The organism is Microcoleus sp. PH2017_05_CCC_O_A, assembly GCF_020738785.1.
In the GTDB taxonomy this organism is placed as follows: domain Bacteria; phylum Cyanobacteriota; class Cyanobacteriia; order Cyanobacteriales; family Microcoleaceae; genus Microcoleus.
On the sequence record NZ_JAEQCB010000076.1, the window covers coordinates 31,137 to 52,447 of the forward strand.

Below are 21,311 nucleotides of genomic sequence, written 5' to 3' on the forward strand. Positions count from 1 at the left end.
GTTACTTGTTACTTGCGGCGCTCTGAGCGGAGTCGAAGGGTCGAAGGGTTACTACGCTTAGGGACGCTAATAACGAATAACCAATAACAAATAACCAATAACATTAATCAACTATCAATCAAAAACTCCTTTGCGTCAGCCAAAATCGGATTGACATCAAACCAGTAATCCTCGCCGTAACGGTACTCAAATACCCAAAGACTGCGGAGCAAAATTTGGTATTTAGTTTCACCATTCACTGTTTTGGTAGCAGATACTTGGCGGAGTAATTGCCACTCATCAGGTTCGATCGCCAAAGTAAGCTGGTGACGGCGTTGGACAATCACATTTTCCAAAGTTTCCCGCGACACAGGAGGGTCTTGTTTTTGCAGACAGCTATAGAGTAGTTGTAACAAATTGCGAACATGACCCCCGCTAACTCGACAGAGGCGATCGAGAGTTTCGGCAGAATCGAAAATTTTGCCAACCAAAGCATAGCGCTGCGACGCCTCCACTGTTGGAAAAGCGCGCGCCAGAACCATCTGTCGCAGCAATTCGACACCCTCTGCACACTCAGAAGCGTCATTCAATTGCACCGGCACCATCGGCAAAACCTTTGGATCTACCCCGAAGCGATTGCTAAGCTGACCCAAGTCGTTAGAGAAAATCAGCACCAAAGGAATTGTATACACGACATGACAGTTCAGTCTTGCCAACTGCTCCCCGCGATCGACAAACAGATATTCCGGCTGCATCCGCCCCGTTGGTTTCGCGCACAGGTGTATGCGATCGAGATTGTCGATAATTACCACAAGTCCCTGTTTACCTTGGCGCTTGAGTTCTTGATTAGCCGGTTCCAGCAACTCCTTATTGAGCGCATCTAAAATTACATTAGTCCGCGGCTCCAAATATTGCCTCAACTCCGATCGCAAATTCGGAGCATCCTTCGCCTTAGCAGTAATTTTGCCAATACCCAAAGACAAAGAAAACTCTCCATCCGTGCTAGCATTTACCTCACCCAAACCGGGGACAGAAGCTCCCGCTTTCAGATCTATTTGAGTTTGAAAAACATCAGCAACGCCCTTGAGCAAAGCTTTAAAACCCGTCGGTTGCAGCTTGATTTTCATTTTCTCAATGCTTTCGCTCACCTGACGCGCCACGCTCAACAAAATGTCAGTGATATCGACATCAGCCATGTCTAAATCTTTACTCGACTCAAAATAAACCACATGAAAACCTTGCTCCTGCAATTGAGCTTGCAGCCGCAGCAATTCTGTGGATTTCCCCGAGCCGATGTGACCGGTAAATAATTGACAGGTAGGTACATCGGGCGAGAGACGGCTGATGGTGCGCTCCAATTGTTCTACGATTGTGCCGCCCCGCACTGACGAAAAATCGATATAGTATTGTCGGTCTTCTTGATTTGCTACTGCCAGGGTGTAGCTGGGATTGCAGGCCGTATAAAATTTCTGTAAATTTAGTTCCATACCCTGTTCTCTGTTTTATAATATTATGCCCTAAGAGCTTCTTCATTGAGCAATTTGACCGCTCCGCACAAATTGCTAGTTGTTTTGATGTTTTATTGGTCTTTCAATATCTAAATGTAGATCGGAATCCGCAATCACAAATCCCACTTATTTTTTGCAGTCACGGAATGAACAAAAGTCAGTAATAACTTGATTGCTTCGAGCGTGAGGACTTGAGTTCTCTCCAAAATCAGAGGACTCAAGTCATCACAACTAACAGATTGATTGCGGAGAATTTGCCGAACAGCATCTGACACAGGCGATCGCGAATTTGTCTGCTAAAATCAAAGACGAACTGTGGGCGGTAATGTTCTCCAGTAAAATTGGGTATTTGAGTAGGGTTAACCGAATGCAGAAAGGGCGAGCACTTGCACTCGCCCCGATGGATTATCCAGTTAAGATTGGCGGGGATCTCCAACCTCAAATCTAATTGCATCAGCGAATCCCGTAACAGATTTATCACCGAGCAAGATTAATTTGCCGAAACTGTTGGCTGTACCGATTCACCAGATTTCAAAGTGCTATTTTGCATTAATTAATTCTACCATTCGTTCGCCTACACCTGCGGCGGAAGCGGGATTTTGCCCTGTGACGAGTCGATCGCTCGCCACAACACAAACTTGAAAATTAGGAACCTTAGTAAAATTAGCCCCACGCTCAATTAACTTCGCCTCCAGCAAAAACGGCACGATATCAGTCAATCCCACAGCCGCTTCCTCTTCATTAGTAAAAGCAGCCACAGTCTTGTTAGCAACCAGGTATGTACCGTCAGACAGCTTAATATTGACTAACGCCGCAGGCCCGTGACAGACAGCACCGACAATTCCGCCTGCTTCATAAATCGCAGCCGCAATCTCAGCAAGTTCCTGGTTATCAGCAAAATCCCACATGGTTCCATGTCCGCCAGCATAGAAAATAGCAGCATATTCTGCGGGTTTAATTTGTGCAGGATTCAGAGTATTTTCGACTCGTGAAACCTGTTCAGAATCATCTAAAAAAGCCTTATTTAGCGGGTCTTCTAAATCAATCCCAACCATTGGGGCTTTGCCACCTTTTGGACTGACAAAATCTACCATTAATCCGGCTTTAGTAAATGCGTCCAAGGGATGGGTTACTTCTGGGAGATAGAAACCAGTTTCTTTACCAGTGTCACCAAGAGTATCGTGGCTGGTTAAAACAATCAGAACTTTTTGGCTAGTCATATTCGATTCCTGTTGTGGGTGTCTTTGTGCTCGTTGTTTTTATCCTAGGTCGAATTCATCTAAAATACAAATTATGAAAGTTTCGTGTAACTATAAATCTAGTTATACCAAATCCCAATGCCGAACTTCCTAACATCCGTTAAATCTGAGATATTTCACCATTGTCAGCAACAGGCTTTCCGGCCTGTTCCACAAAGAGTGCATTTCTTGTGGGGGCTTAGCAACAGGCTTTCCGGCCTGTTCCACAAAAAGTGCATTTCTTGTGGAATGGGCATCTTGCCCGTTCCTAAAATCCATTGCCGAACTGCCTTATTTATGATTAGCTTTGAGTGGTATCGCAGCTTTATCGAGGTTTACCGCGTCGGAACCGTATCCGGGGCGGCCCAAGTTCTCCATCTGACGCAACCGGCTGTCAGCCAACACGTCGCAGCCCTAGAGTCAGCTTTGGGAAATCCGTTGTTTCAAAGAACTCCGAGACGGATGGTGCCGACGGATGCGGGAAAAAGACTGTATAGTCAAGTTGCAAGTGCGATCGAGAAACTCGAATCAATTCCCCACAAAAACTCCAGCGCCGAAACACCACAAACCATCAGAATCGGTACACCACAAGAATTTTTTACCGATCGCATCCTCAGTCAATTACCCCAAGACGATCACACTTTTTACACAATCCAATTTGGACTAACATCGGAGTTGATCCAACAACTCAAAGCCGGAAAACTAGACATCGTAATTGCTACCCAAAAAATTACCTTGTCTGACATTGAATATGAACTACTATTCGAGGAAAACTTCTGGCTAGTCGGGCCGCCAAATATGGCGATTCCGATTGCTGAAGGAATCAGTCAAGCAGATTTAAACCCACTTTCTCAATGGCTATTAACTCAACCTTGGATTGCTTACAGCGAAGAATTACCGATCGCCCGCCGCTTTTGGCGCGTCGTGTTTGGCAAAAGAATCGATGTTCAACCCAAACTAATTATTCCCGATTTAAGAGCAATTAGACAAGCCGTTGAATGCGGATTTGGCTTTAGCGTGCTTCCCGATTACTTGTGTGCAGATTGGGTGACAGAAAATCGTTTGACACTTGTGCTTAAACCTACACAGGCTGTTACCAATCGGATTTGGCTGGCTTTTCGGAAATCGGAAAGACAGTTGCCAAAAGTCAAACGGATGTTAGAAATTTGCCAAATCAATGTAAACTAAGTTAGCCTTAGAGTAAACCATCAATATCAATTCCACTTGGAGGTCACTTGTGGTAACATCTGCACCAGAAGCTACAGCAGAACTGCAAAAACCTATTGGCGAACAGCGCGTCGTAATTTGGGGGTTATCTTGGGACGGTTATCTACAAATTCTCAATGCCTTACCCCAGTCACGAGGCTGTCATTTGATCTATGACAACGGGATTCTAGAAATCACCATGCCCTTAGAAGAACACGAATTTTCAAGTCGATTAATCGAGTGTTTTATTCGGACGCTGATTGAACTCATGGGGATGCGGATGAAAACGATGGGTTCAACAACTATGAACTATCCTTTTCTGAAAAAGGGAGCCGAACCAGATAATGCCTACTATATTCAAAATCAACCCCTCGTCAAAGGCCGAAATGTTGATTTTACCAAAGATCCTCCGCCTGATTTAGTGGTAGAAGTAGATATTACTCATACTGATATTGAGAAAAACAAATTCTACGCTGCTATTGGTGTACCGGAGTTTTGGCGGTTCAATGGCAAAGTGTGGCGAATTTATCAATTGCACGAGGGCGAGTATATGGAGGTTGAATCGAGTCCTACCTTTCCTCAAGTGCCGAAAGAAAGGCTAATTGCTTTTCTAGAACAGGCAAAAGAAGATGAAATTGCGGCAATACGCGACCTGCGAGCTTGGTTTTAATGCTGTTTTTCTTGAGTCTTGAGCCACTCCATTGCCGATTTCGATTCAGCCTGCACGTCCTCCGACTGAGTAGCTAGCCACTCCTGATAAGCCTTTTCATCACCACCAAAGGAATCTAGGGATGGAGCAAAGCGATGAGCCTTTTTCATCCAGACATTTTCAGGTGCTAAAGGCTTATAGGCGCAGTAGCAAATGCAAATTGTATCAAATCCTGCACCATAGGGAGGCGGGATTTCAGGGGTGTATTCTTCCACCCGCACAACTTCCCAGCCACTATCTCGAAAGGAGTCCCGGTTTTCTGGCACTGTTTCCGTCAGTCGGTGTCCGATCGCAGGAGCAGGTTTGCCACTAGAGTCGTAGTGTTCGGCAATGGTGTTAGTTAAAGAAGGTACTGAATCCACATTTGCAATGCGGTAAAATGACTTTCCGATTTGTGTCTCAGTTTTCTGACGATACTTTTCAATTTCACCTTTATCCGCTTTGAACAGAATCAGTTTACGCATCTTCTTTGTCCTCCTTGAAATAGTCGCCTTGCGTTAAATCCATGCGAGAGGGTGGAAACTCGCAGTAGCCATCGAAAACGCAATCCACAGGTAAAACATCAGTTGCGACTAGCTCTGCCTGCTTCAGCGTCCACCCGTAATTATCTGCCATATCCTCGCAGCATTCTTCATTCGCTGCCGCATGGCGGGTTTCATCTTTCTCCTCGTCGTATCTGGGTTTTGTCATACTTAAGTTACTCCTAGTTCGGATAGTCGAACTTTGGAGAAGTCGTCTCGGTTGAGTGTGTCCTCACTCACCGGGGCGCATTCACATAATTTATATTATAGAACCCAATTTTTATACCAATTTATTCTATCCATTATAATTGACACTTTCACGTTGAGGAACACGCGATAAAGGAAACAACTTCCACTACCACACTCTCTCTTTCCTCACTCTGCGCTCTCTGCGCCCTCTGCGGTTAAAAAAATCCAAATTATCCAAAAAAGGGCCGGTAACTATACCAGCCCTTCAACTATTTGAGACGTTAAATTACCAGTAATTTAACATCCAAAAACTCAAATTAATCTAACTTCTGTCAGTAACAGTCGCAGGCTCAAAACTCGGAACCACAACATCAGAATTCGGTAGAGTTGGGAAGCGACGATAAGGAACAGTATCCTCACCAAAAGCCTCAGCATATTCAACAGTCAGCAACATCGCATTGATAAAGCCCTTAATCCCTTTACTTGCCAAGATTTGGTTATAAGTCCGAATCTCCGCTTGATTCAGAGGAGCACGGCCCAAGAAGTGCTTCGTACCCAACTCAATCACCTTAGTATTTGGATAAGGTGCATAGAACTGTTTCACGTACAGCGGCGAACAACCTAAACACTCAATGAACTCCTTGAGATTGATTTCATTGTTGCCAAGTTTGCTTTCCAACGCCGTGAATTCATTCTTCACAACATACGAGTTGATGTCACGCTCAAAAATTTGACGGTAAACAGCTTGAATTAAAGTTTTCAAAGCTACCTTATCCGAAGTAGTTGTTAGCTTGAACACCTTAGTTTGTTCACGGCGCTTGCTCACACCTTGAGCAATCCGAGTTTGCAACTGAAGATCTCCGCCATCGATCGCAGTACCCAATTCGATAAACCGAGGTGTTTCAGGAGTCGGCTCAACGTTGGCCTTTTTCTCACCAAAGGAACCCGATCGCATCGTCCGCATCGACAAACCAGCCGGAGTCACATAGCGCTCGTAGGGGACTGTATCTTCCCCGAAAGCTTCGTTGTACTCCATGCTGTCCATGATGCTATCGACCAGCGCGTAGAAACCCTTCTTGGCACAAATGTCAAAGTAAGCGTTCATTTCCTGGCGGCCGTAAGTAGGGCGTCCCAGGAGTCGGCGGTGAATATACTCGATCGCCTTACAAACATAAAGCTTGCTCCAGTACATATTGCGGAACACATCGGATTTCGCCAACATCCGAATAAACTCGCGCATCGGGATGTCGCCGTTTTCCAGCTTAATTTCCGCCACCTTTTGGCGCTGGCCGTCGAACACATCGCGACCAAACACTTGCAGGTAAGCAGCCCGAATCACCGCTTGAGTCGAACTTTCGGTATATTTGACACTGGAAGCATTGCTGTAGCTGCTGGAGGCACCGCGAGCGGTTTTCTTGGAAGCCACATAGTTGCTGGGTAACTGGTCTAGTTTAAAGACCTTGGGGCCCAGAGAACCAGGAGCCGCACCGCGAGCCGCTGGGTTACTCAATTGATTGTCAATCCCCGCACCTTGACGGATCAAGATCCGGCGAGTGTCTTTGCCAAAGGGAGCTGGACGGTTCTTAGGGTTACGAGTTTCTTTCGGGAAAATCGCACCGAACTGAATTTCCAGCGGATCGTTACCAATACCGTAAACGTGCTGATCTGGTAGAGGCTGAGTGTAGCCTGCGAACAAGGTGATGAACTGAGGAACCTTGCGGAAAGGAGCGCTGAAATTGAACAAATCAATTTGCGGGCCCCAGTTGCGACATTCCTGAGCTTCCTGGCCCAAACCGCGCAGGTAAGGGACTGTTTCTTCGCCGAAGTAGTCGGAATATTCCTGAGAATAAACCATCGCGTCTACGAGGGCTGCCAGGCCGCCTTTGGTGACGATCGCAAAATACTTGCTAAATTCTTCCCGCGAGCTCAAACCACGGCCGAGGAAGTGGCGGGCCGCCAGTTCTACAGCGCGACTGTTGACAAACGGCTCGTAGAATTGCTGGCGGTACAGAGGAGATTTGCCAAGGCGGCGGATAAACTCTTTCATGGAGATTTCGCCGTTTTTGACCTTAGATTCCAGGTCAGAAATGCTTTGGCTGTAGGCGCGGGTAATGTCGCGCTCAAAAACTTGGCGGTAAGCTGCTTTGATTACTTCAATCTTTTCAGCCGACGACAGACCCGTCTTCATGACGAATTTCGCCCGATTTTCCGCTGCGTTGAAGTAGATTTGAGGCAGTTGCAGCCCTTGCTGGTCGTTGCTTTCGCGCTGACGCACCTTAGCCGAAGGTGTGGGAGCTTTGAATTCGGTAATTGCTACATCAAAATACTGTGCGACGATCGTGCGTGCGGCCTCATCATTCTTGAAATAGTTCAAGGATGCAGCCTTCATTTCCTGCATTGCCACAATTGTCGCCGCCGACGAGCAGGCATTTTCGATAATTTCCCGCAATCCGCGCACATTCACCGAAATAATGTTCGGGTCGCCAGCAACGATCGCGTAGGTAATGTAACGCAAAAACCAGCTCAAATCCCGCAGAGATTTGGTCATGTTGCTCGGGCCGTAGCGCGAGACATTAATCGGCTGGAATCCTGCTGGAATTGGGCCGCCACCGCCGCCGTTAGTCGAAAACAGATTTCCCAAGCCCAAGAATCCGCCGCCACCTGAGCCTTTGCCGTTACCGCCGCCGCCACCTGCGCGACCTTCAACGTAAGTAACAGTTCCCAGTTTCATGCCTTCAGAGACATTTACCGAGCCGCCGCGAGTTGCGCCAGCCATAGCCATCACAGGTTCTGCTGGTCTTTCCAAAAATGCCAGCGGGGAACCGCCGACAAAAATCCGGTTGGCTGCGCGGGATACTATGAGTTCCGAGTTTCTGGTCAGCGTCTCAGAAATCGCGATCCGAAGAGCACCGGAACTGAAATAACTTGCCAGTTCGCTCAGTTCGCCCCGCTGTAGGAAGCGGTCTTGCTGTTCAGCTTGCGAAATCGTTGCGACTGGTACAGTTTGATATAGTTGCGGACGGGCAACTGAGCTTCCACCACTTGCTTTTACAGTCATTAGACTCCTTCGCTCCCTATCTAAATCGTTGCAGCATTTACCCAGACTAACCTTGCCTTCTCATGCAGGTAAAATTAGGTATTTTTGCTTTGTTTACTTTTTGCCTTGACCTATCACGAGGTTAGGGCGCTTACTTTCTTAGATTAAAATGTTTTGGTTTCATCTTTCGTCCTGCCGGGAAATGTCCGACCCGAAGACACCGACGGGGCACTCCCTCCGCGCTTGCTTCGCCCGTACATTCCTGGAAAAAATACAAAGGCAGGATAGCTGACTCCTGCGACGATCGCAGCAAGAGCCGTGAATTCAGGAAAAAGAAAATCCAAAATTTTCTTCTGCCTTTTTCTGGGCTTTTTACTTTCTGCCGAAAGACGCCGCTGCCTTACCCGAAAGCTCAGCATTGGGTGATGGACAGTCCTCGTTTGTTAAAAAGCCTGCCGAGATTTATTGTATAGATTTAAGAGAGCTTATATGAGAAAAAATGATAAGTTTTATTACGCGGAAGCTGTCAGTCGATTTTAGATTTTAGATTTTAGATTTTAGATTGACTCGCCTAGAAGCAAAAGGAGTGCACCGCTTAGCGCCGTTCTGTCGGAGTTCGTGGCAATCTCAAAACTCGCTCACTTAATCGCTCACCTATGGATACTACGCCCGATATCAGTGCTGCCGTGCGGCGGCTTTACGATACTTTCCCTTTTCCGCCCGATCCTTTGTCCGACGAACCGCCCCCGGGCTACAACTGGCGCTGGAGTTGGCCTGATGCTTACAATTTTTGCACCGGTCAAAAGCCCCAAAAACTCGATATCCGAATTTTAGATGCTGGCTGCGGCACGGGTTCGAGTACGGATTATCTGATTCACTTGAATCCTGAAGCGTCGGTGACGGCGATCGACCTTAGTTCCGGTGCTTTGAAGGTAGCACAAGAACGCTGCCGGCGATCTGGCGCGCGCGAAGCAGATTTTCGCCACCTCAGCATTTATGATGCTGCCGAGTTAGAAGGCGAGTTCGATTTGATCAACTGCGTGGGCGTGCTGCACCACTTACCCGATCCGATCCGTGGCATTCAATCGCTGGCCGCGAAGTTAGCCCCGGGCGGTTTGATGCACATTTTTGTTTATGCTGAATTGGGCCGCTGGGAAATTCAATTGATGCAAAGGGCGATCGGGCTTTTGCAAGGAACTAAAAAAGGTGACTATCCCGATGGCGTGAAAGTAGGTCGTAAAATCTTTGCTTCCTTACCAGAAAACAACCGTCTTGTCAAGTACGAAAAACAGCGTTGGGCCGGAGAAAATCAGCGGGACGAATGTTTTGCTGATATGTACGTTCACCCGCAGGAAATTGACTACAATATTGAGACTTTGTTCGAGTTAATTGATGCTTCGGGATTGGAATTTATCGGTTTTTCAAATCCGGGATATTGGCAATTAGAAAGACTTTTGGGGAAAGCGCCGGAATTGATAGAAAGAGCTCAGGGTTTGACGGAACGAGAGCTTTATCGATTAATTGAATTGTTGGATACGGAAATCACTCATTACGAGTTTTTCTTGGGCAAAAAGCCTGTTAATAAAATTGATTGGTCGGACGATCAGGCACTTTTGGCGGCAATTCCAGAGTTGAGTGGTTGTATGCACGGTTGGCCGAGTCAACAAGTGTTTGATTGCAACTACCAATTGCTCAATTTGTCAAGTGCTGAATTTGAGTTTTTGCAAGGTTGTTTACCCCCCCCAGCCCCCCCTTGCCAAGGGGGGGAGAAAGAGGGAAGCCCTTACCAAGGGGGGGAGAAAGAGGGAAGCCCGTCTGGCAAAAGCATAGGGGAGATTTTGGCGGATGTGGAGATGGGATTGGATGAAGTGCGATCGATCTTATCAAAACAGCTTATTTTGCTAACACCGAATTAATAGCGCTTTTTAATTATTTGAACGAACCGCGAAGACGCGAAGAGCGCGAAGCAAGAACTGCATCTTCTTCTTTCTCTTCCTTCGTGTCCTTCGTGTCTTCGCGGTTCATTTCATCTTACTCCATTAAAGAATCCAGTTAAGTCGTAGGGTGCGTCAGCTTGGATAATTTCCGCTAAAAATTGACAATTTCCGAACTGACACACCGTTAAGTCGTAGGGTGCGTCAGCTTGGATAATTTCCGCTAAAAATCGACAATTTCCGAACTGACGCACCTCACTAATTTCAGTTATTAACTTCAGGTAATATCCAAGATAAAATAGTACAATTTCTCAAATATATTGTCGTCCAAAAAATGTTATCGTTTTTAACGATTATGTGAGGTATGTCACTCAGAGATGGTCGCTATTTTCTTAGAAATTTTCGACGGCGACGCACCCTACAGCTACTAAGAAACGAAAATTAAATAACTTACACTCTTAAAAGTGGGATGGGCGGGACGCCCATCCCACAATAATTAAAATTGTAAGTTATTTAATTCTCATTCCTAAAATAAGTTATGCTAGAATTGGTTTACTAAGCTGTTCTGTATTTAAAATGTATGTCAAGAAATAATCAAAGTATTGTGGGACGTTGCTCTGAGCAGCGTCCCGAATATGCAATTTAAATGCGCGACAGCTTATCAGAATGTGACAACATATATTAAATCCTGAAAACAGAATCAAGTCTTGAAAATAAGGAGCAGTTTAATCAATGCTTAACAAACAAGAGACGATCGCCAAAATAGAAAATGTTTTTAATGCAGCATCCGATCGCTTTGACGCTCCAGCTTTATCTTTCTGGAATCGCTTTGGACAGCAAACAATCGATCGACTCTCGCTGCGTCCGGGCGATCGCATTTTGGATGTTTGTTGCGGAAGTGGCGCTTCTGCGATTCCAGCAGGCATATGTGCAGGCGCTAACGGACAAGTGTTGGGAATAGATTTGGCCGAATCACTTCTAGCACTGGCACGTCACAAGTCACAACAACAAGGGCTTGAAAATATTGAGTTTCGATATGGCGATTTTGAAAATCTAGGTTTCCCCAGCGCCAGTTTTGATGCAATTGTTTGTGTTTTCGGGATTTTCTTTGTTCCAGATATGCTAGCAGCAGTTCAAGAACTTTGGCGTATGCTTCGCCCAGGCGGGAAACTCGCAATTACCTCTTGGGGGGAAAAGGTATTTGAACCTGCCAATCAAATGTTTTGGAGTACAATTGAGGCTGAACGACCAGATTTATATCGGAAATTTACGCCGTGGGATCGGATTAATAATTCTGCTTCGCTGCAAGCACTACTAGAATCAGGTGGTGCAACAAACGTAAAAGTTTTTGAAGAAGTTGGCACTCACCAACTGACTTCTCCAGAGGATTGGTGGACAATAGTTTTAGGTGCAGGATTCCGGGGTACGATCGACCAACTCGATCCAGCTACCAGGGAACGCGTGCGACAAGTAAATCTGCAATTTCTGCGGACAAATGAAGTTTCTGCACTAGATGTAAATGTTTTGTATGCTGTAGCGCAGAAATAATGTATCTACTGTTAGTTAGCACCATCAGGTGCGTAGCGATCGCCCGACATACCGAATCGCCAATCCCAAATTGAAAATCAATCATCGCCCTTCAGTTAGATTGGTTGGTGGAAGGGCGAGATTCCTTGACTGAAATTGGTCAATCAAAGAGTGAGCGATCGCTCTTCTATTTACCTAACTATACTTCAGCAGGTTGCCGATCTTTTTGAGATTCTAACCAAGTTTCGTAGGCTACCCTGTCTCCACCGAAACTATCTATCGACACCTCGCGATCGGGCATTGGTTTGAGCTGTGAGCCGATCGGATTGTAGCGACAATAGCAGATAACTACCATGCCGAATTCGCTCGAACTACCTTCAGTGCCGAATTCGCTCGAACTACCTTCAGTATCAGAGGTGTAGGTTTCCACTCTCGCAACTTCCCAATCTCCGGTTTTGTAATGGGTACTCCAACCGTGGAAATTTGGTTCGTGTTCGGCTTCAACCCTGACAAACTCAGTTGGCCTGTATCCTGGTTGCGGGATCGGGCGATCGGACGAATCAAAGTATTCAGCAAGAATGCGAGTCAGAGAATGAGTGTGAGATAGCATTCTATCTTCCCATCCCGGTTGCCGCCCTTCGGCTCTAAAAACAATGTATTTACGCATCGTCGTCATCTTCCTGTTCGTGAAACGGCTGAGGAAATTCTGTCTTACCCTCGAACACGCAATCGGCCCTCAAGGTGTCACCCTGAAGTTTTTCTATCCTCTTGAGTGTCCATCCATATTTAGCCTCCATTTCGTAGCAGCATTCATCATCGGCGGCTGCGTGACGGGAAATATCCTCATCTGGGTCATAACGCAACCAAGTTGGTTTTTTTGGCATTATTGATATTACTCCGAGTGTTGAGTTGACAACATTGGGGGAATCGCTTTGGTGTAGTGATTCGAGCACTGCGCCAAGGCGTACCCGATATGATAGAGTTATTTCGGAGAATACGTCAATATGACGCGCCAATATTTGACGAAAAAAGATACAAGACCACAAGAGAGCGCATCGCCGATCGAGGCTTTGAGAATTGAGCGAACAAAGCTATCTCAGGCTGAATTTGCCGTGCATTGCGGGATTCCGCTGCGTACTTACCAGCGTTGGATTTCGGGTGAAACGGAAGCAAAACCAACACCCCGTCAGTGGAAACTGATGATGCGCCTATTGCAGATTCAATCTTTTGATGAGGTTCCTGATGATTTTGGCCCGATTAATTTGACAGGAAATGAAGATACGGAAAATAGCTCAATTTTACCTTGAGTTAGAATCGAATAATGTCACAATTATACTTAAGCATGGCCTTAAAAACTTTAGCAATCCTGGAAGGCAAAAGATGATACAAGTCCACCAGTCAAAACTTACCTTTGAAGAATACCTCGCCTACGAGGACGACACCGACAACCGCTATGAACTAATTAACGGAGACTTAGTAACATTGCCGCCAGAATCCGAACCCAACAACGCCATTGTCAGCTATCTGTTTTTAGTGCTTGTTAATACTGGCATCCCTTGGCGGTGTATCAAACTTCACCTGTGCGAAATCCAAGTTCCGATCCTGCGGGAGGGCGACGCAGCTAACCGCTACCCCGACTTAGTGGTTTTGCGCCCCGAACACATCTTGCTGACAGCATCTAGGCTAACTATCACCCTTGATATGCCGCCTCCTCAGTTGGTTGTCGAGGTTGTTAGTCCAGGTAGAGTTGGGCGCGATCGCGATTACATTAGTAAACGAGCTCAATATGCAGCGCGGGGTATCCCTGAATATTGGATTGTTGACCCTCAAGAGCAGATAGTAGCGGTACTACGACTAGAATCAGGTGAGTATGTCGAAGTTGGGTTTTTTCAAGGGGAACAAGCGCTGATATCGCCGACTTTTCCGCAGTTGAACTTGACGGCTGGACAAGTTTTGGGAGGAGAGTTTTAGTTGTAGAATGCGCCAAATTGCATAATTTTCACCTAAGCTACCTTGGGGCAAATTTCGACTTTGACAGTCATACCTACTTTATTGAGCATTGCAATCAGACTGTCAACGGAAAACTGCCCTATTTTACCTTGAGTTAGAGCTTTGATTCGATCGTTGGACTGTTGGAGGTGTTGAGCCGTTTGATCGAGAGTCCAACCGCGCTCTTTAATCTGATGAGTCAGGGCGAGAATTAGTTGCGATCGGATTAGTAAGTTATCAGCTTCTTCAGATGAGAATCCGAGGTCTAGAAAGATATTATCGACTGCTTGGGTAATAGTATTTTCGCTCATTGTTCCGGTTCTCTTGAGTTTAAACGATTTTGTAACAACTCTTGGTAGCGTTTCTGCCCAACTTCGATATTTTTCTTGGCTGTTTTCTGAGTTTTCTTTTGGAAGGCGTGGAGCACATAAATAGCTTCTTCAAATCTAGCAATATAGAAAACCCGATAGGCATTTTCTGTCCGAATCCGAATTTCTTCAACGCCTTTACCTACGATCGACATCGGTTTAAAGTCTGGTGGTTGTATGCCCTGCTGGAGAGTCCAAAGTGAAAAACCGGCTTCTTTTCGGGCCTCTTCAGGAAGAGATTGGATTTCTTCGCGGGCAGGGCCAACCCACCGAATCGGCTTGATGGTCATCGAGTTTGTTGAGAATCGAATACTGTGACAATTATACTCAAGTATTGCCTTAAGTATTTTATTTCTTCAGCGCTCTATGTCGGTTAGTTCAGCCGCCGATTTGAGACATTGTGCGGCTGTAATTTCCTTGAGTAGTTCCCGAATCCCGCTGCTTGAAATTAATCTCCGGTTTAATCTCCAATATCTGCTGCACTCGATCGCGCAATTCAACCGTAGACACCCCATTCCGCAGAGCAGTTTTTAAGTCAATTTGCCCCGTTTCGTTCAGCAGACAAGGCCGCAGCCACCCGTCAGCCGACAAACGCATCCGATTGCACCGATCGCAAAAACACTCCGACATCTGACTGATAAATCCTAAAGTCCCCTTCGCCCCCGGAATTTGAAACACATCCGCCGGCCCATTTCCCCGCACTCCCGACTCGGCTAAACCATATTTATCGCTAATTTGTTGCCGCAATTCTGCCGATGCTACCCAACCTTTATCGCCAAATAAATCGCCATTGCCGATCGGCATAAACTCAATAAAACGAACGTGCCAATTCCGGTTAATAGTTAATTCTGCTAAATCCAATATTTCCCCATCATTCACACCGGGAATCACCACCACATTCAACTTCAGCGGGTCAAATCCAACTTGATAAGCTGCTTGAATTCCTTCCCAAACTTGCATCCAGCGCGATCGGCCCCGACTACCAATTATCTGATCAAAAGTCTCCGGTTCCAGCGAATCCAAACTAATATTAATCCGGCGCAAACCAGCATTGTAGAGATTTTCGGCCATTCCCGCCAGCAAAAAGCCATTAGTTGTCATTGACAAATCTCGCGTTTCCGGCAAAGATGCGATCGACCCAACCAACTCCACCACCCCAGGGCGCAGCAGCGGTTCCCCACCAGTCAACCGAAACTTAGTAAATCCCACAGGTATGAAAACTTCCCGCAGCAAAGTTAGCAATTCCGAGTGAGTTAGCAACTGCTGCTGCAACACATAGTCCAACTCGCTACCTTCCGGCATACAATAGAGACAGCGGAAATTGCAGCGGTCTATCAAACTAATCCGAAGGTAGTCTACGGGATTCATGTCAATGATTTGTAATATTATTTAATTATAAATGCGGACTCGATTTTCTGCAATTATTGATAGAAAGCAAAAGGGTGCATCTCAATTTGGGAAGGGCGAAGCATTCCGGTAGTCAATCTCTGGCGATAGCTAATAAATCGTCTGCCGGAATGCTTCGCCCCTACGAAGATATTTGCAAAAATGAGATGCACCCAAGAAGCAAAAAAACGACATCGATTTCTCCCTCATCTCTTACTCTGCGCTCTCTGCGCCCTCTGCGGTTAATAAAAAAAATCTAATTTGCAAATCCATATATCTATGACATTTTTTAAATTTGAAGCCGATTTTGTAGAAGCCCTGCGCTGCATCCCAATGCAAGTACGCCTCAAATTAGATACTTGCGGCATCAAACTCAAGTTGCAAGATTGGAATCATTTTACTCAAGCAGAACGCCAAACACTTGTAGAGCTTCCTTGTTTGACAAGTCCAGAAATTCAAGATTACCGAGAACAGCTAAACCAAATATTAATCCAACATACTGGAAAATGCGGAACCGATTTGGCGATCGACCAAAATCCCCCGTGGATGGATGCTGCAACCATACCAGAATCCGTCACAGCAAAAGCGCAAGAGCTCGGATTGACTGTTACCGATGCCCAGTGGAGCGGTTTGCAGCCGCTACAGCGGTTTGCTTTAATCAAACTTAGTCGATCGAGCCACGAGAATAAAAACTTTCTCCCCGCTGTTCGAGAATTTCACCTCGTTGCATGAGAAGCCGGAATTATTGAATAAGTCCGGCTTCTAGCAGGTTCTAGCCGCGGATTTTACGTTTAACTGCGTCCACCTACTCCTAGCTTCAAGCTTGTTTTTGAGCTAACTTTTGGCGGCGGCGGGCTAAAATGAAACCCCCCAAGGAAAGCAATCCACCCACTATAGTTGTCGGTTCCGGTACGGGTTCGGAGTTGTCCCAAGTATCCTGTACTATTTCCAGTGGTTGTGACAAGTCGCCGATACTGTCGGATTGATCGATTACGAGCTCCGCGAGAGTAGTTGGGCCAAAGTTTGAGCTAGTTCTAGGTAAGCTATTGAGCACTCCTGTTCCAGCTAATCCGCTGATGGCATTCCGAATCCAGTTGTATTGCGACGAGACGCGAGTAGTAGCAGAAATATCGCCGTAGTCAGCCAACCTCTGGTTGTTCTGGCTGGTAATAAAAGAGTTGACACCGGCCAGGAGTCCGCCGATGAACAGTGCTCCACCGCTATCGCCCCGGGCTAATTGGTATTCTAGGTTGAGAGGGCGAGTCAATGGCTGTGAGGGATCGACCGATCGAGGATCGTCGAAATCTGACACGAGTATTCCGTTGGAATAACCTAATCGACTACCCAGGCCGATCGTATTCTGACCAGCTCGTTTTGTTTTGTATGTTCCTACATTTTCGCCACTTAAGCCATTGCCTGTATTTCCGAACCCGACGTAGCTGCCGACTTGCAAATCTTCGTTAGTACCGGAGTACAGGGTGGCCGGATTAATGTTCGAGATTGAACTGCTGAGCCGATACAAGCCTATGTCAGCGCCTGCACTCGCGTTCCGGTTGCTACTGGCCCATCCTCCGTTCTGAAGTCCCAAATTGATTGAATAGCTGCGCCCGCCAATTGAAAAACCTGCACCAGCAAGACTTTGTTGACCGTTTTCAAAACAGTGCGCTGCGGTTAGTACCCAGTTGGCACTGATCAGGGTTCCCGAACAAAGGGTGAACGTGTTGTTAGCAAATCTCATGTCGAGGCGGCCGACGCTGGCAAATTGGTTTTGGTTGGCGAAGTTTGTGTACTGGGCGTCGGATCGATCGTGCCGAATCGTACCGGCGATCGCGCTGCCACTGAAACCTGCTGCTGCCACAAAGGCTGTTAGCGTTGATGTAATTAGGTTTTGAGTTTTCACAGTAAGCACCGAGATCGATGTTAAATTTGTTGTTCTATTGACCTATCTGGTGCAAAACTCGATTTTTATGCAAAATGTTGGGCTTTGTTACAAATCTTTATATTCGCCAAAAAGCTCCCGTTTTTTTATACTAAGTAAGAAAGATTTTGTGCGCTTCAGGCGATATAAAGTGTGAGTTGGTGCGATCGGGCGGTGGGAGATGTAGAATTATGTCGATCGACCAAAAAGATTTCCGAGTCGCTCGACAACGACAACATGATAAATATTCAGAGAATCTCCGGCTGTCTGCATAAAACCCTTCTAGCTTCTGGTTTCGGAAAGGTTCGGCACGCTTACCTGGGTTCGGTAACTCAGCCAGACTTTTCTCAGAAACCAATCAAAAAATTCATTTTTTTTTAAGTTATGTTACCTGCGCGTGGTATTATTCGATCTGAAGTGTACGAGCTGTAGCTTTTGTCACACTTGTCGCTACAAGACGGTTTCAACCGAATTAATTGTAGTGGGAGTCAACTAACACCGACTGCTTTAAAAGTCAAGTAACCTTGTCAGATCAATCTCGCGCATCCATCGCTGAAACGGGGGACATCTCTCAGACAGGTTCGTCCGAACCGGAGTCCACCGACACTATGCAAGATTTCTACAAACTTCAACAACAGTTGTTTGTGGTCACTCTCGCTTTCACGGGAATAATTTTTATCTCGGTGTGGATTTTTTATTCACTCAACATTGCCCTAAATTATATGCTTGGGGCGATCGCCGGTGTGGTTTACTTGAGAATGTTGGCTAAAGACGTTGAACGCATCGGCCCGCAAAAAACGAGTCTGAGCAAAAATAGGTTAGCTGTATTTATTGGGTTGATTGTAGTATCAACTCAGTTGAAAGAGCTACAGATTTTGCCCATATTTTTGGGATTTCTGACGTATAAGGGCGCGATCGTCTTTTATATGCTGCAAAGCCTGTTTGTTACCGACCCTGCCAATGGGTCAGGCAGTCGGTGAACCCTCCACTGTGTGAACTTCTTGTGAATGGAAATGCTAAATGTCTTAAATGCCTTTAATGCTTTTCCCCTCGCTGAGTTGGAAGTAGGAAAGCATTTCTACTGGCACATAGGCAGTCTCAAAGTTCACGGACAGGTATTTATTACCTCCTGGATTGTGATTGCTCTCCTCCTGATAGCTTCCCTCGCGGCAACTCGCAATGTGCAGAGAATTCCGAGCGGAATGCAAAATTTCATGGAGTACGCCTTAGAATTCGTTCGAGACTTGGCTAGAAATCAACTCGGCGAGAAAGAGTACCGTCCTTGGCTGCCATTTATTGGCACATTGTTCCTGTTTATTTTTGTATCGAATTGGTCGGGCGCTTTAGTTCCTTGGAAGCTAATTAAGTTGCCAGCGGGCGAACTAGCTGCTCCGACTAATGACATCAACACGACGGTAGCACTCGCATTGCTGACTTCTTTGGCATATTTTTATGCAGGTTTCAGTAAGCGGGGTTTGGGTTACTTTAGTAAGTACATCGAACCGACCCCAATTTTGTTACCGATCGCGATTTTAGAAGATTTCACCAAACCTCTTTCCCTGAGCTTCCGTTTATTTGGTAACATCTTAGCGGATGAATTAGTGGTGGCGGTGTTGGTGTTATTAGTTCCCCTGTTCGTACCTTTGCCCGTAATGATGTTGGGTCTGTTTACCAGTGCGATTCAAGCTTTGGTATTTGCCACCTTGGCAGGAGCTTACATTCACGAAGCATTGGAAGGACACGGCGACGAACATCACGATTAACTCTCTAAAATTGGGTAAAGGCGAATAGCGAACAGTCAAAAGCCAGCGGTCTAATGACTAATGACTAATGACCAATTACCCAACATCTCTCTTGAACTCTGTACACAAAGATTAAGGAAATTTATCATGAATCCGACAATTGCTGCTGCTTCTGTTATCGCCGCCGGTCTAGCTATTGGTTTAGGCGCGATTGGACCTGGTATCGGTCAAGGTAATGCCGCAGGTCAAGCAGTAGAAGGTATTGCGCGTCAGCCGGAAGCAGAAGGCAAAATTCGCGGCACTCTCCTGCTGAGCTTAGCATTCATGGAATCCTTGACCATCTACGGTCTCGTTATTGCATTGGTGCTGCTGTTTGCTAATCCCTTCGCTTAATATTGAAGGATTGCAAAAAAGGGGCGGATGTCTTTCCGCCCCAAAAACAAGGAGGAACTAAAAGTGTTTGATTTTGATGCAACTTTGCCATTTATGGCATTGCAGTTCCTAGTTTTGACGGTAGTCCTCAATGCGGTTTTCTATAAGCCCATGACTAAGGTTCTGGACGATCGGGACGAATACATTCGTACCACTCAAGTGTCAGCTCAGGAACGCTTGGCAAAAGCCCAGAAATTAGCGCAGGAATACGACCAAAAACTGGGAGAAACTCGCAAACAGTCTCAGGCAGTAATTGCTACGGCTCAAGCGGATGCCAAAAAAATCGCGTCGGCAAAAGTAGCTGAGGCTCAAAAAGAAGCTCAAGTTTCGCGAGAAAAGGCAGGCCAAGAAATTGAGCAGCAAAAACAAGAGGCAATGCGCTCGCTAGAACTAGAGGTAGATACTCTGAGCCGACAAATTCTTGAAAAGCTATTGGGCACAGCACTGGCCAAATAGCTCGATCGAACAGTTTTAGATTTTGGGTGAATTCTCAAATCTTAAATCGGTTCATCCAACCTGCACGCGCAATTATGGAAGAGAATCATGGGGACTGTTTTATTGCTAGCCACAGAAGCTAGCACAGAAGGTGGTTTCGGTTTAAATTTCGATATTTTAGAAACCAACCTGATTAACCTGAGCATTGTTATTGGATTGCTGTTTTACTTCGGGCGCGGCTTCTTAGGAAATATCCTAGGCGAAAGACGCTCCGCCATTGAAGAGGCGATTAAAGATGCAGAAACTCGCCAAAAAGATGCAGCGGCAGCTTTAGCAGAACAACAGCAAAAATTGACTCAGGCTCAAGCAGAAGCGGAACGAATTCGCTCCGCTGCTGAAGCAAATGCGATCGTAGCAAAAGAAGCAATTCTAGCTCAAGCGGCGCAGGAAGTTGAACGCATGAAAGCAACAGCAGGTCAAGAGTTGGAAGCGGAGCGGGAAAGAGCGATCGCCCAACTGAGATCGACGGTTGTATCTTTGGCATTAGCAAAAGTGGAAGGTGAGTTGAAAACTCGCTTGGACGACAACGCCCAAAACCACTTAATCGATCGCAGCATTGCGTTACTGGGAGGCTAAAAAGTGAGTATCGTTAGCACAGCAGTCTTACAGCCTTACTCATCTGCCTTGATGTCACTGGCTCAGTCCAGCAATCTCTCAGAAAAGTTCGGCGAAGACATTCGTTCTTTGCTTAGCCTGCTAGAAGGTTCGGAAGAATTACGTCAATTTTTAGCCAATCCGCTGATTAAACCGGATACTAAAAAAGCTGTAATTAAGCAAATAGCGGGTGAAGAAATGAGCCCCTTGATGCACAACTTTCTGAAGCTTTTAGTAGACAAAGGAAGAATTCTTTTTTTAGAAGGGATTGGCCAACAATACTTGGCAAAGCTCCGAGAACTCAACCAAACAGTATTGGCTGAAGTTACATCGGCAGTCCCACTTTCAGACGCTCAACAGCAGACTGTTCGCGAGAAAGTGCAGGCGATGACCAGCGCTCGTAGCGTAGAAATTGAAACAAAAATAGACGCAGATTTAATCGGCGGTGTGGTAATTAAAGTAGGCTCTCAAGTAATTGATGCTAGCCTGCGGGGACAATTGCGCCGTCTCGGAATTCGCTTGAGTTCCTGATTTAAGGA

The 21,311-nt window shown here is 46.1% G+C and carries 28 protein-coding genes; 13 read left to right on the plus strand and 15 right to left on the minus strand.

What is annotated here, in order from left to right; genetic code table 11:
* Positions 1 to 107: 107 nt before the first annotated feature.
* From JGK20_RS18685 to JGK20_RS18700, 4 genes are all read right to left on the minus strand, one after another.
* Positions 108 to 1,466, minus strand: coding sequence for a P-loop NTPase fold protein (locus tag JGK20_RS18685; protein ID WP_293206192.1), 1,359 nt, complete (start codon positions 1,464 to 1,466; stop codon positions 108 to 110).
* A 238-nt stretch (positions 1,467 to 1,704) separates the two neighbouring features.
* Entirely contained in the window at positions 1,705 to 1,941 is a 237-nt protein-coding gene (locus JGK20_RS18690; protein WP_293180450.1) for a hypothetical protein, read from the minus strand.
* Positions 1,942 to 2,026: 85 nt separating this feature from the next.
* Positions 2,027 to 2,707 (minus strand): type 1 glutamine amidotransferase domain-containing protein, encoded by a 681-nt coding sequence (locus tag JGK20_RS18695; RefSeq protein WP_293197039.1) that lies wholly within the window; start codon positions 2,705 to 2,707, stop codon positions 2,027 to 2,029.
* A 129-nt stretch (positions 2,708 to 2,836) separates the two neighbouring features.
* A complete protein-coding gene (locus tag JGK20_RS18700) occupies positions 2,837 to 3,004 on the minus strand; it encodes a hypothetical protein (RefSeq protein ID WP_293180444.1) in 168 nt (55 codons plus the stop codon).
* Between the two features lie 18 nt (positions 3,005 to 3,022).
* Here JGK20_RS18700 and JGK20_RS18705 point away from each other — a divergent pair, with 18 nt between their 5' ends.
* Together JGK20_RS18705 and JGK20_RS18710 are read left to right on the plus strand one after the other, a co-directional pair.
* A complete protein-coding gene (locus JGK20_RS18705) occupies positions 3,023 to 3,913 on the plus strand; it encodes a LysR family transcriptional regulator (protein ID WP_293180441.1) in 891 nt (296 codons plus the stop codon).
* Between the two features lie 49 nt (positions 3,914 to 3,962).
* Positions 3,963 to 4,601 (plus strand): Uma2 family endonuclease, encoded by a 639-nt coding sequence (locus JGK20_RS18710; protein ID WP_293180438.1) that lies wholly within the window; start codon positions 3,963 to 3,965, stop codon positions 4,599 to 4,601.
* On the opposite strand, the gene JGK20_RS18715 is transcribed toward JGK20_RS18710, so the two are convergent.
* The 4 genes from JGK20_RS18715 to JGK20_RS18730 form a co-directional block, all read right to left on the minus strand.
* Entirely contained in the window at positions 4,598 to 5,104 is a 507-nt protein-coding gene (locus JGK20_RS18715) for a hypothetical protein (protein WP_293180435.1), read from the minus strand. The genes JGK20_RS18710 and JGK20_RS18715 overlap by 4 nt on opposite strands.
* Positions 5,097 to 5,330: a hypothetical protein gene (locus JGK20_RS18720; protein ID WP_293180433.1), complete on the minus strand. Its 234-nt coding sequence runs from the start codon at positions 5,328 to 5,330 to the stop codon at positions 5,097 to 5,099. The genes JGK20_RS18715 and JGK20_RS18720 overlap by 8 nt, the downstream gene beginning before the upstream one ends.
* A 342-nt stretch (positions 5,331 to 5,672) precedes the next feature.
* Complete coding sequence (locus tag JGK20_RS18725) at positions 5,673 to 8,408, minus strand: phycobilisome rod-core linker polypeptide (protein WP_293231696.1); 2,736 nt, start codon at positions 8,406 to 8,408, stop codon at positions 5,673 to 5,675.
* 143 nt (positions 8,409 to 8,551) lie between these two features.
* A complete protein-coding gene (locus tag JGK20_RS18730) occupies positions 8,552 to 8,731 on the minus strand; it encodes a hypothetical protein (protein WP_293180428.1) in 180 nt (59 codons plus the stop codon).
* A 312-nt stretch (positions 8,732 to 9,043) separates the two neighbouring features.
* Here JGK20_RS18730 and JGK20_RS18735 point away from each other — a divergent pair, with 312 nt between their 5' ends.
* Positions 9,044 to 10,303 carry a class I SAM-dependent methyltransferase gene (locus JGK20_RS18735; protein ID WP_293231698.1) on the plus strand — a complete coding sequence of 420 codons (1,260 nt, stop codon included), beginning with the start codon at positions 9,044 to 9,046 and terminating at the stop codon, positions 10,301 to 10,303.
* Between the two features lie 110 nt (positions 10,304 to 10,413).
* Here the strand turns inward: JGK20_RS18735 and JGK20_RS18740 are convergent, their stop codons facing one another.
* The gene (locus JGK20_RS18740) at positions 10,414 to 10,575 is read right to left on the minus strand and encodes a hypothetical protein (RefSeq protein WP_293190977.1); all 162 of its coding nucleotides are present in this window, start codon (positions 10,573 to 10,575) and stop codon (positions 10,414 to 10,416) included.
* A 478-nt stretch (positions 10,576 to 11,053) separates the two neighbouring features.
* Between JGK20_RS18740 and JGK20_RS18745 the strand changes: the two genes are divergently transcribed.
* Positions 11,054 to 11,869, plus strand: a complete 816-nt coding sequence (locus tag JGK20_RS18745) for a class I SAM-dependent methyltransferase (protein WP_293180422.1) — start codon at positions 11,054 to 11,056, stop codon at positions 11,867 to 11,869.
* Positions 11,870 to 12,047: 178 nt separating this feature from the next.
* On the opposite strand, the gene JGK20_RS18750 is transcribed toward JGK20_RS18745, so the two are convergent.
* Positions 12,048 to 12,515 carry a hypothetical protein gene (locus tag JGK20_RS18750; protein ID WP_293180419.1) on the minus strand — a complete coding sequence of 156 codons (468 nt, stop codon included), beginning with the start codon at positions 12,513 to 12,515 and terminating at the stop codon, positions 12,048 to 12,050.
* The gene (locus tag JGK20_RS18755) at positions 12,508 to 12,732 is read right to left on the minus strand and encodes a hypothetical protein (protein ID WP_293180416.1); all 225 of its coding nucleotides are present in this window, start codon (positions 12,730 to 12,732) and stop codon (positions 12,508 to 12,510) included. The genes JGK20_RS18750 and JGK20_RS18755 overlap by 8 nt, the downstream gene beginning before the upstream one ends.
* A 120-nt stretch (positions 12,733 to 12,852) precedes the next feature.
* On the opposite strand from JGK20_RS18755, the gene JGK20_RS18760 reads away from it, so the two are divergent.
* Both JGK20_RS18760 and JGK20_RS18765 read left to right on the plus strand, forming a co-directional pair.
* Entirely contained in the window at positions 12,853 to 13,155 is a 303-nt protein-coding gene (locus JGK20_RS18760) for a helix-turn-helix domain-containing protein (RefSeq protein ID WP_293180413.1), read from the plus strand.
* A gap of 73 nt (positions 13,156 to 13,228) precedes the next feature.
* Positions 13,229 to 13,819, plus strand: coding sequence for a Uma2 family endonuclease (locus tag JGK20_RS18765; RefSeq protein WP_293180410.1), 591 nt, complete (start codon positions 13,229 to 13,231; stop codon positions 13,817 to 13,819).
* A gap of 32 nt (positions 13,820 to 13,851) precedes the next feature.
* Here JGK20_RS18765 and JGK20_RS18770 read toward each other — a convergent pair whose 3' ends face one another.
* From JGK20_RS18770 to moaA, 3 genes are all read right to left on the minus strand, one after another.
* A complete protein-coding gene (locus JGK20_RS18770; protein WP_242717105.1) occupies positions 13,852 to 14,148 on the minus strand; it encodes an XRE family transcriptional regulator in 297 nt (98 codons plus the stop codon).
* Positions 14,145 to 14,495: a type II toxin-antitoxin system RelE/ParE family toxin gene (locus JGK20_RS18775; RefSeq protein WP_293180405.1), complete on the minus strand. Its 351-nt coding sequence runs from the start codon at positions 14,493 to 14,495 to the stop codon at positions 14,145 to 14,147. Before JGK20_RS18775 ends, JGK20_RS18770 begins: the two co-directional genes overlap by 4 nt.
* Positions 14,496 to 14,583: 88 nt before the next feature.
* A complete protein-coding gene (gene moaA / locus JGK20_RS18780) occupies positions 14,584 to 15,573 on the minus strand; it encodes a GTP 3',8-cyclase MoaA (RefSeq protein ID WP_293231700.1) in 990 nt (329 codons plus the stop codon).
* 297 nt (positions 15,574 to 15,870) lie between these two features.
* Between moaA and JGK20_RS18785 the strand changes: the two genes are divergently transcribed.
* Positions 15,871 to 16,323, plus strand: coding sequence for a nitrate reductase associated protein (locus tag JGK20_RS18785; RefSeq protein ID WP_293231702.1), 453 nt, complete (start codon positions 15,871 to 15,873; stop codon positions 16,321 to 16,323).
* 85 nt (positions 16,324 to 16,408) lie between these two features.
* Here the strand turns inward: JGK20_RS18785 and JGK20_RS18790 are convergent, their stop codons facing one another.
* Complete coding sequence (locus tag JGK20_RS18790; protein ID WP_293231704.1) at positions 16,409 to 17,491, minus strand: trypsin-like serine protease; 1,083 nt, start codon at positions 17,489 to 17,491, stop codon at positions 16,409 to 16,411.
* A 626-nt stretch (positions 17,492 to 18,117) separates the two neighbouring features.
* Here JGK20_RS18790 and JGK20_RS18795 point away from each other — a divergent pair.
* The 6 genes from JGK20_RS18795 to atpH all read left to right on the plus strand — a co-directional run bounded on the left by JGK20_RS18795 (position 18,118) and on the right by atpH (position 21,303).
* Positions 18,118 to 18,489: an ATP synthase subunit I gene (locus tag JGK20_RS18795; RefSeq protein ID WP_293180536.1), complete on the plus strand. Its 372-nt coding sequence runs from the start codon at positions 18,118 to 18,120 to the stop codon at positions 18,487 to 18,489.
* 27 nt (positions 18,490 to 18,516) lie between these two features.
* Entirely contained in the window at positions 18,517 to 19,272 is a 756-nt protein-coding gene (gene atpB, locus JGK20_RS18800) for a F0F1 ATP synthase subunit A (RefSeq protein WP_293154916.1), read from the plus strand.
* A 126-nt stretch (positions 19,273 to 19,398) separates the two neighbouring features.
* The gene (atpE, locus tag JGK20_RS18805; protein ID WP_193972048.1) at positions 19,399 to 19,644 is read left to right on the plus strand and encodes an ATP synthase F0 subunit C; all 246 of its coding nucleotides are present in this window, start codon (positions 19,399 to 19,401) and stop codon (positions 19,642 to 19,644) included.
* Between the two features lie 27 nt (positions 19,645 to 19,671).
* Positions 19,672 to 20,139, plus strand: coding sequence for a F0F1 ATP synthase subunit B' (locus tag JGK20_RS18810; protein ID WP_293180392.1), 468 nt, complete (start codon positions 19,672 to 19,674; stop codon positions 20,137 to 20,139).
* An 87-nt stretch (positions 20,140 to 20,226) separates the two neighbouring features.
* A complete protein-coding gene (locus tag JGK20_RS18815; protein WP_293180389.1) occupies positions 20,227 to 20,754 on the plus strand; it encodes a F0F1 ATP synthase subunit B in 528 nt (175 codons plus the stop codon).
* A gap of 3 nt (positions 20,755 to 20,757) precedes the next feature.
* Positions 20,758 to 21,303, plus strand: coding sequence for an ATP synthase F1 subunit delta (gene atpH / locus JGK20_RS18820; RefSeq protein WP_293231706.1), 546 nt, complete (start codon positions 20,758 to 20,760; stop codon positions 21,301 to 21,303).
* The last annotated feature ends 8 nt before the right edge of the window (positions 21,304 to 21,311 follow it).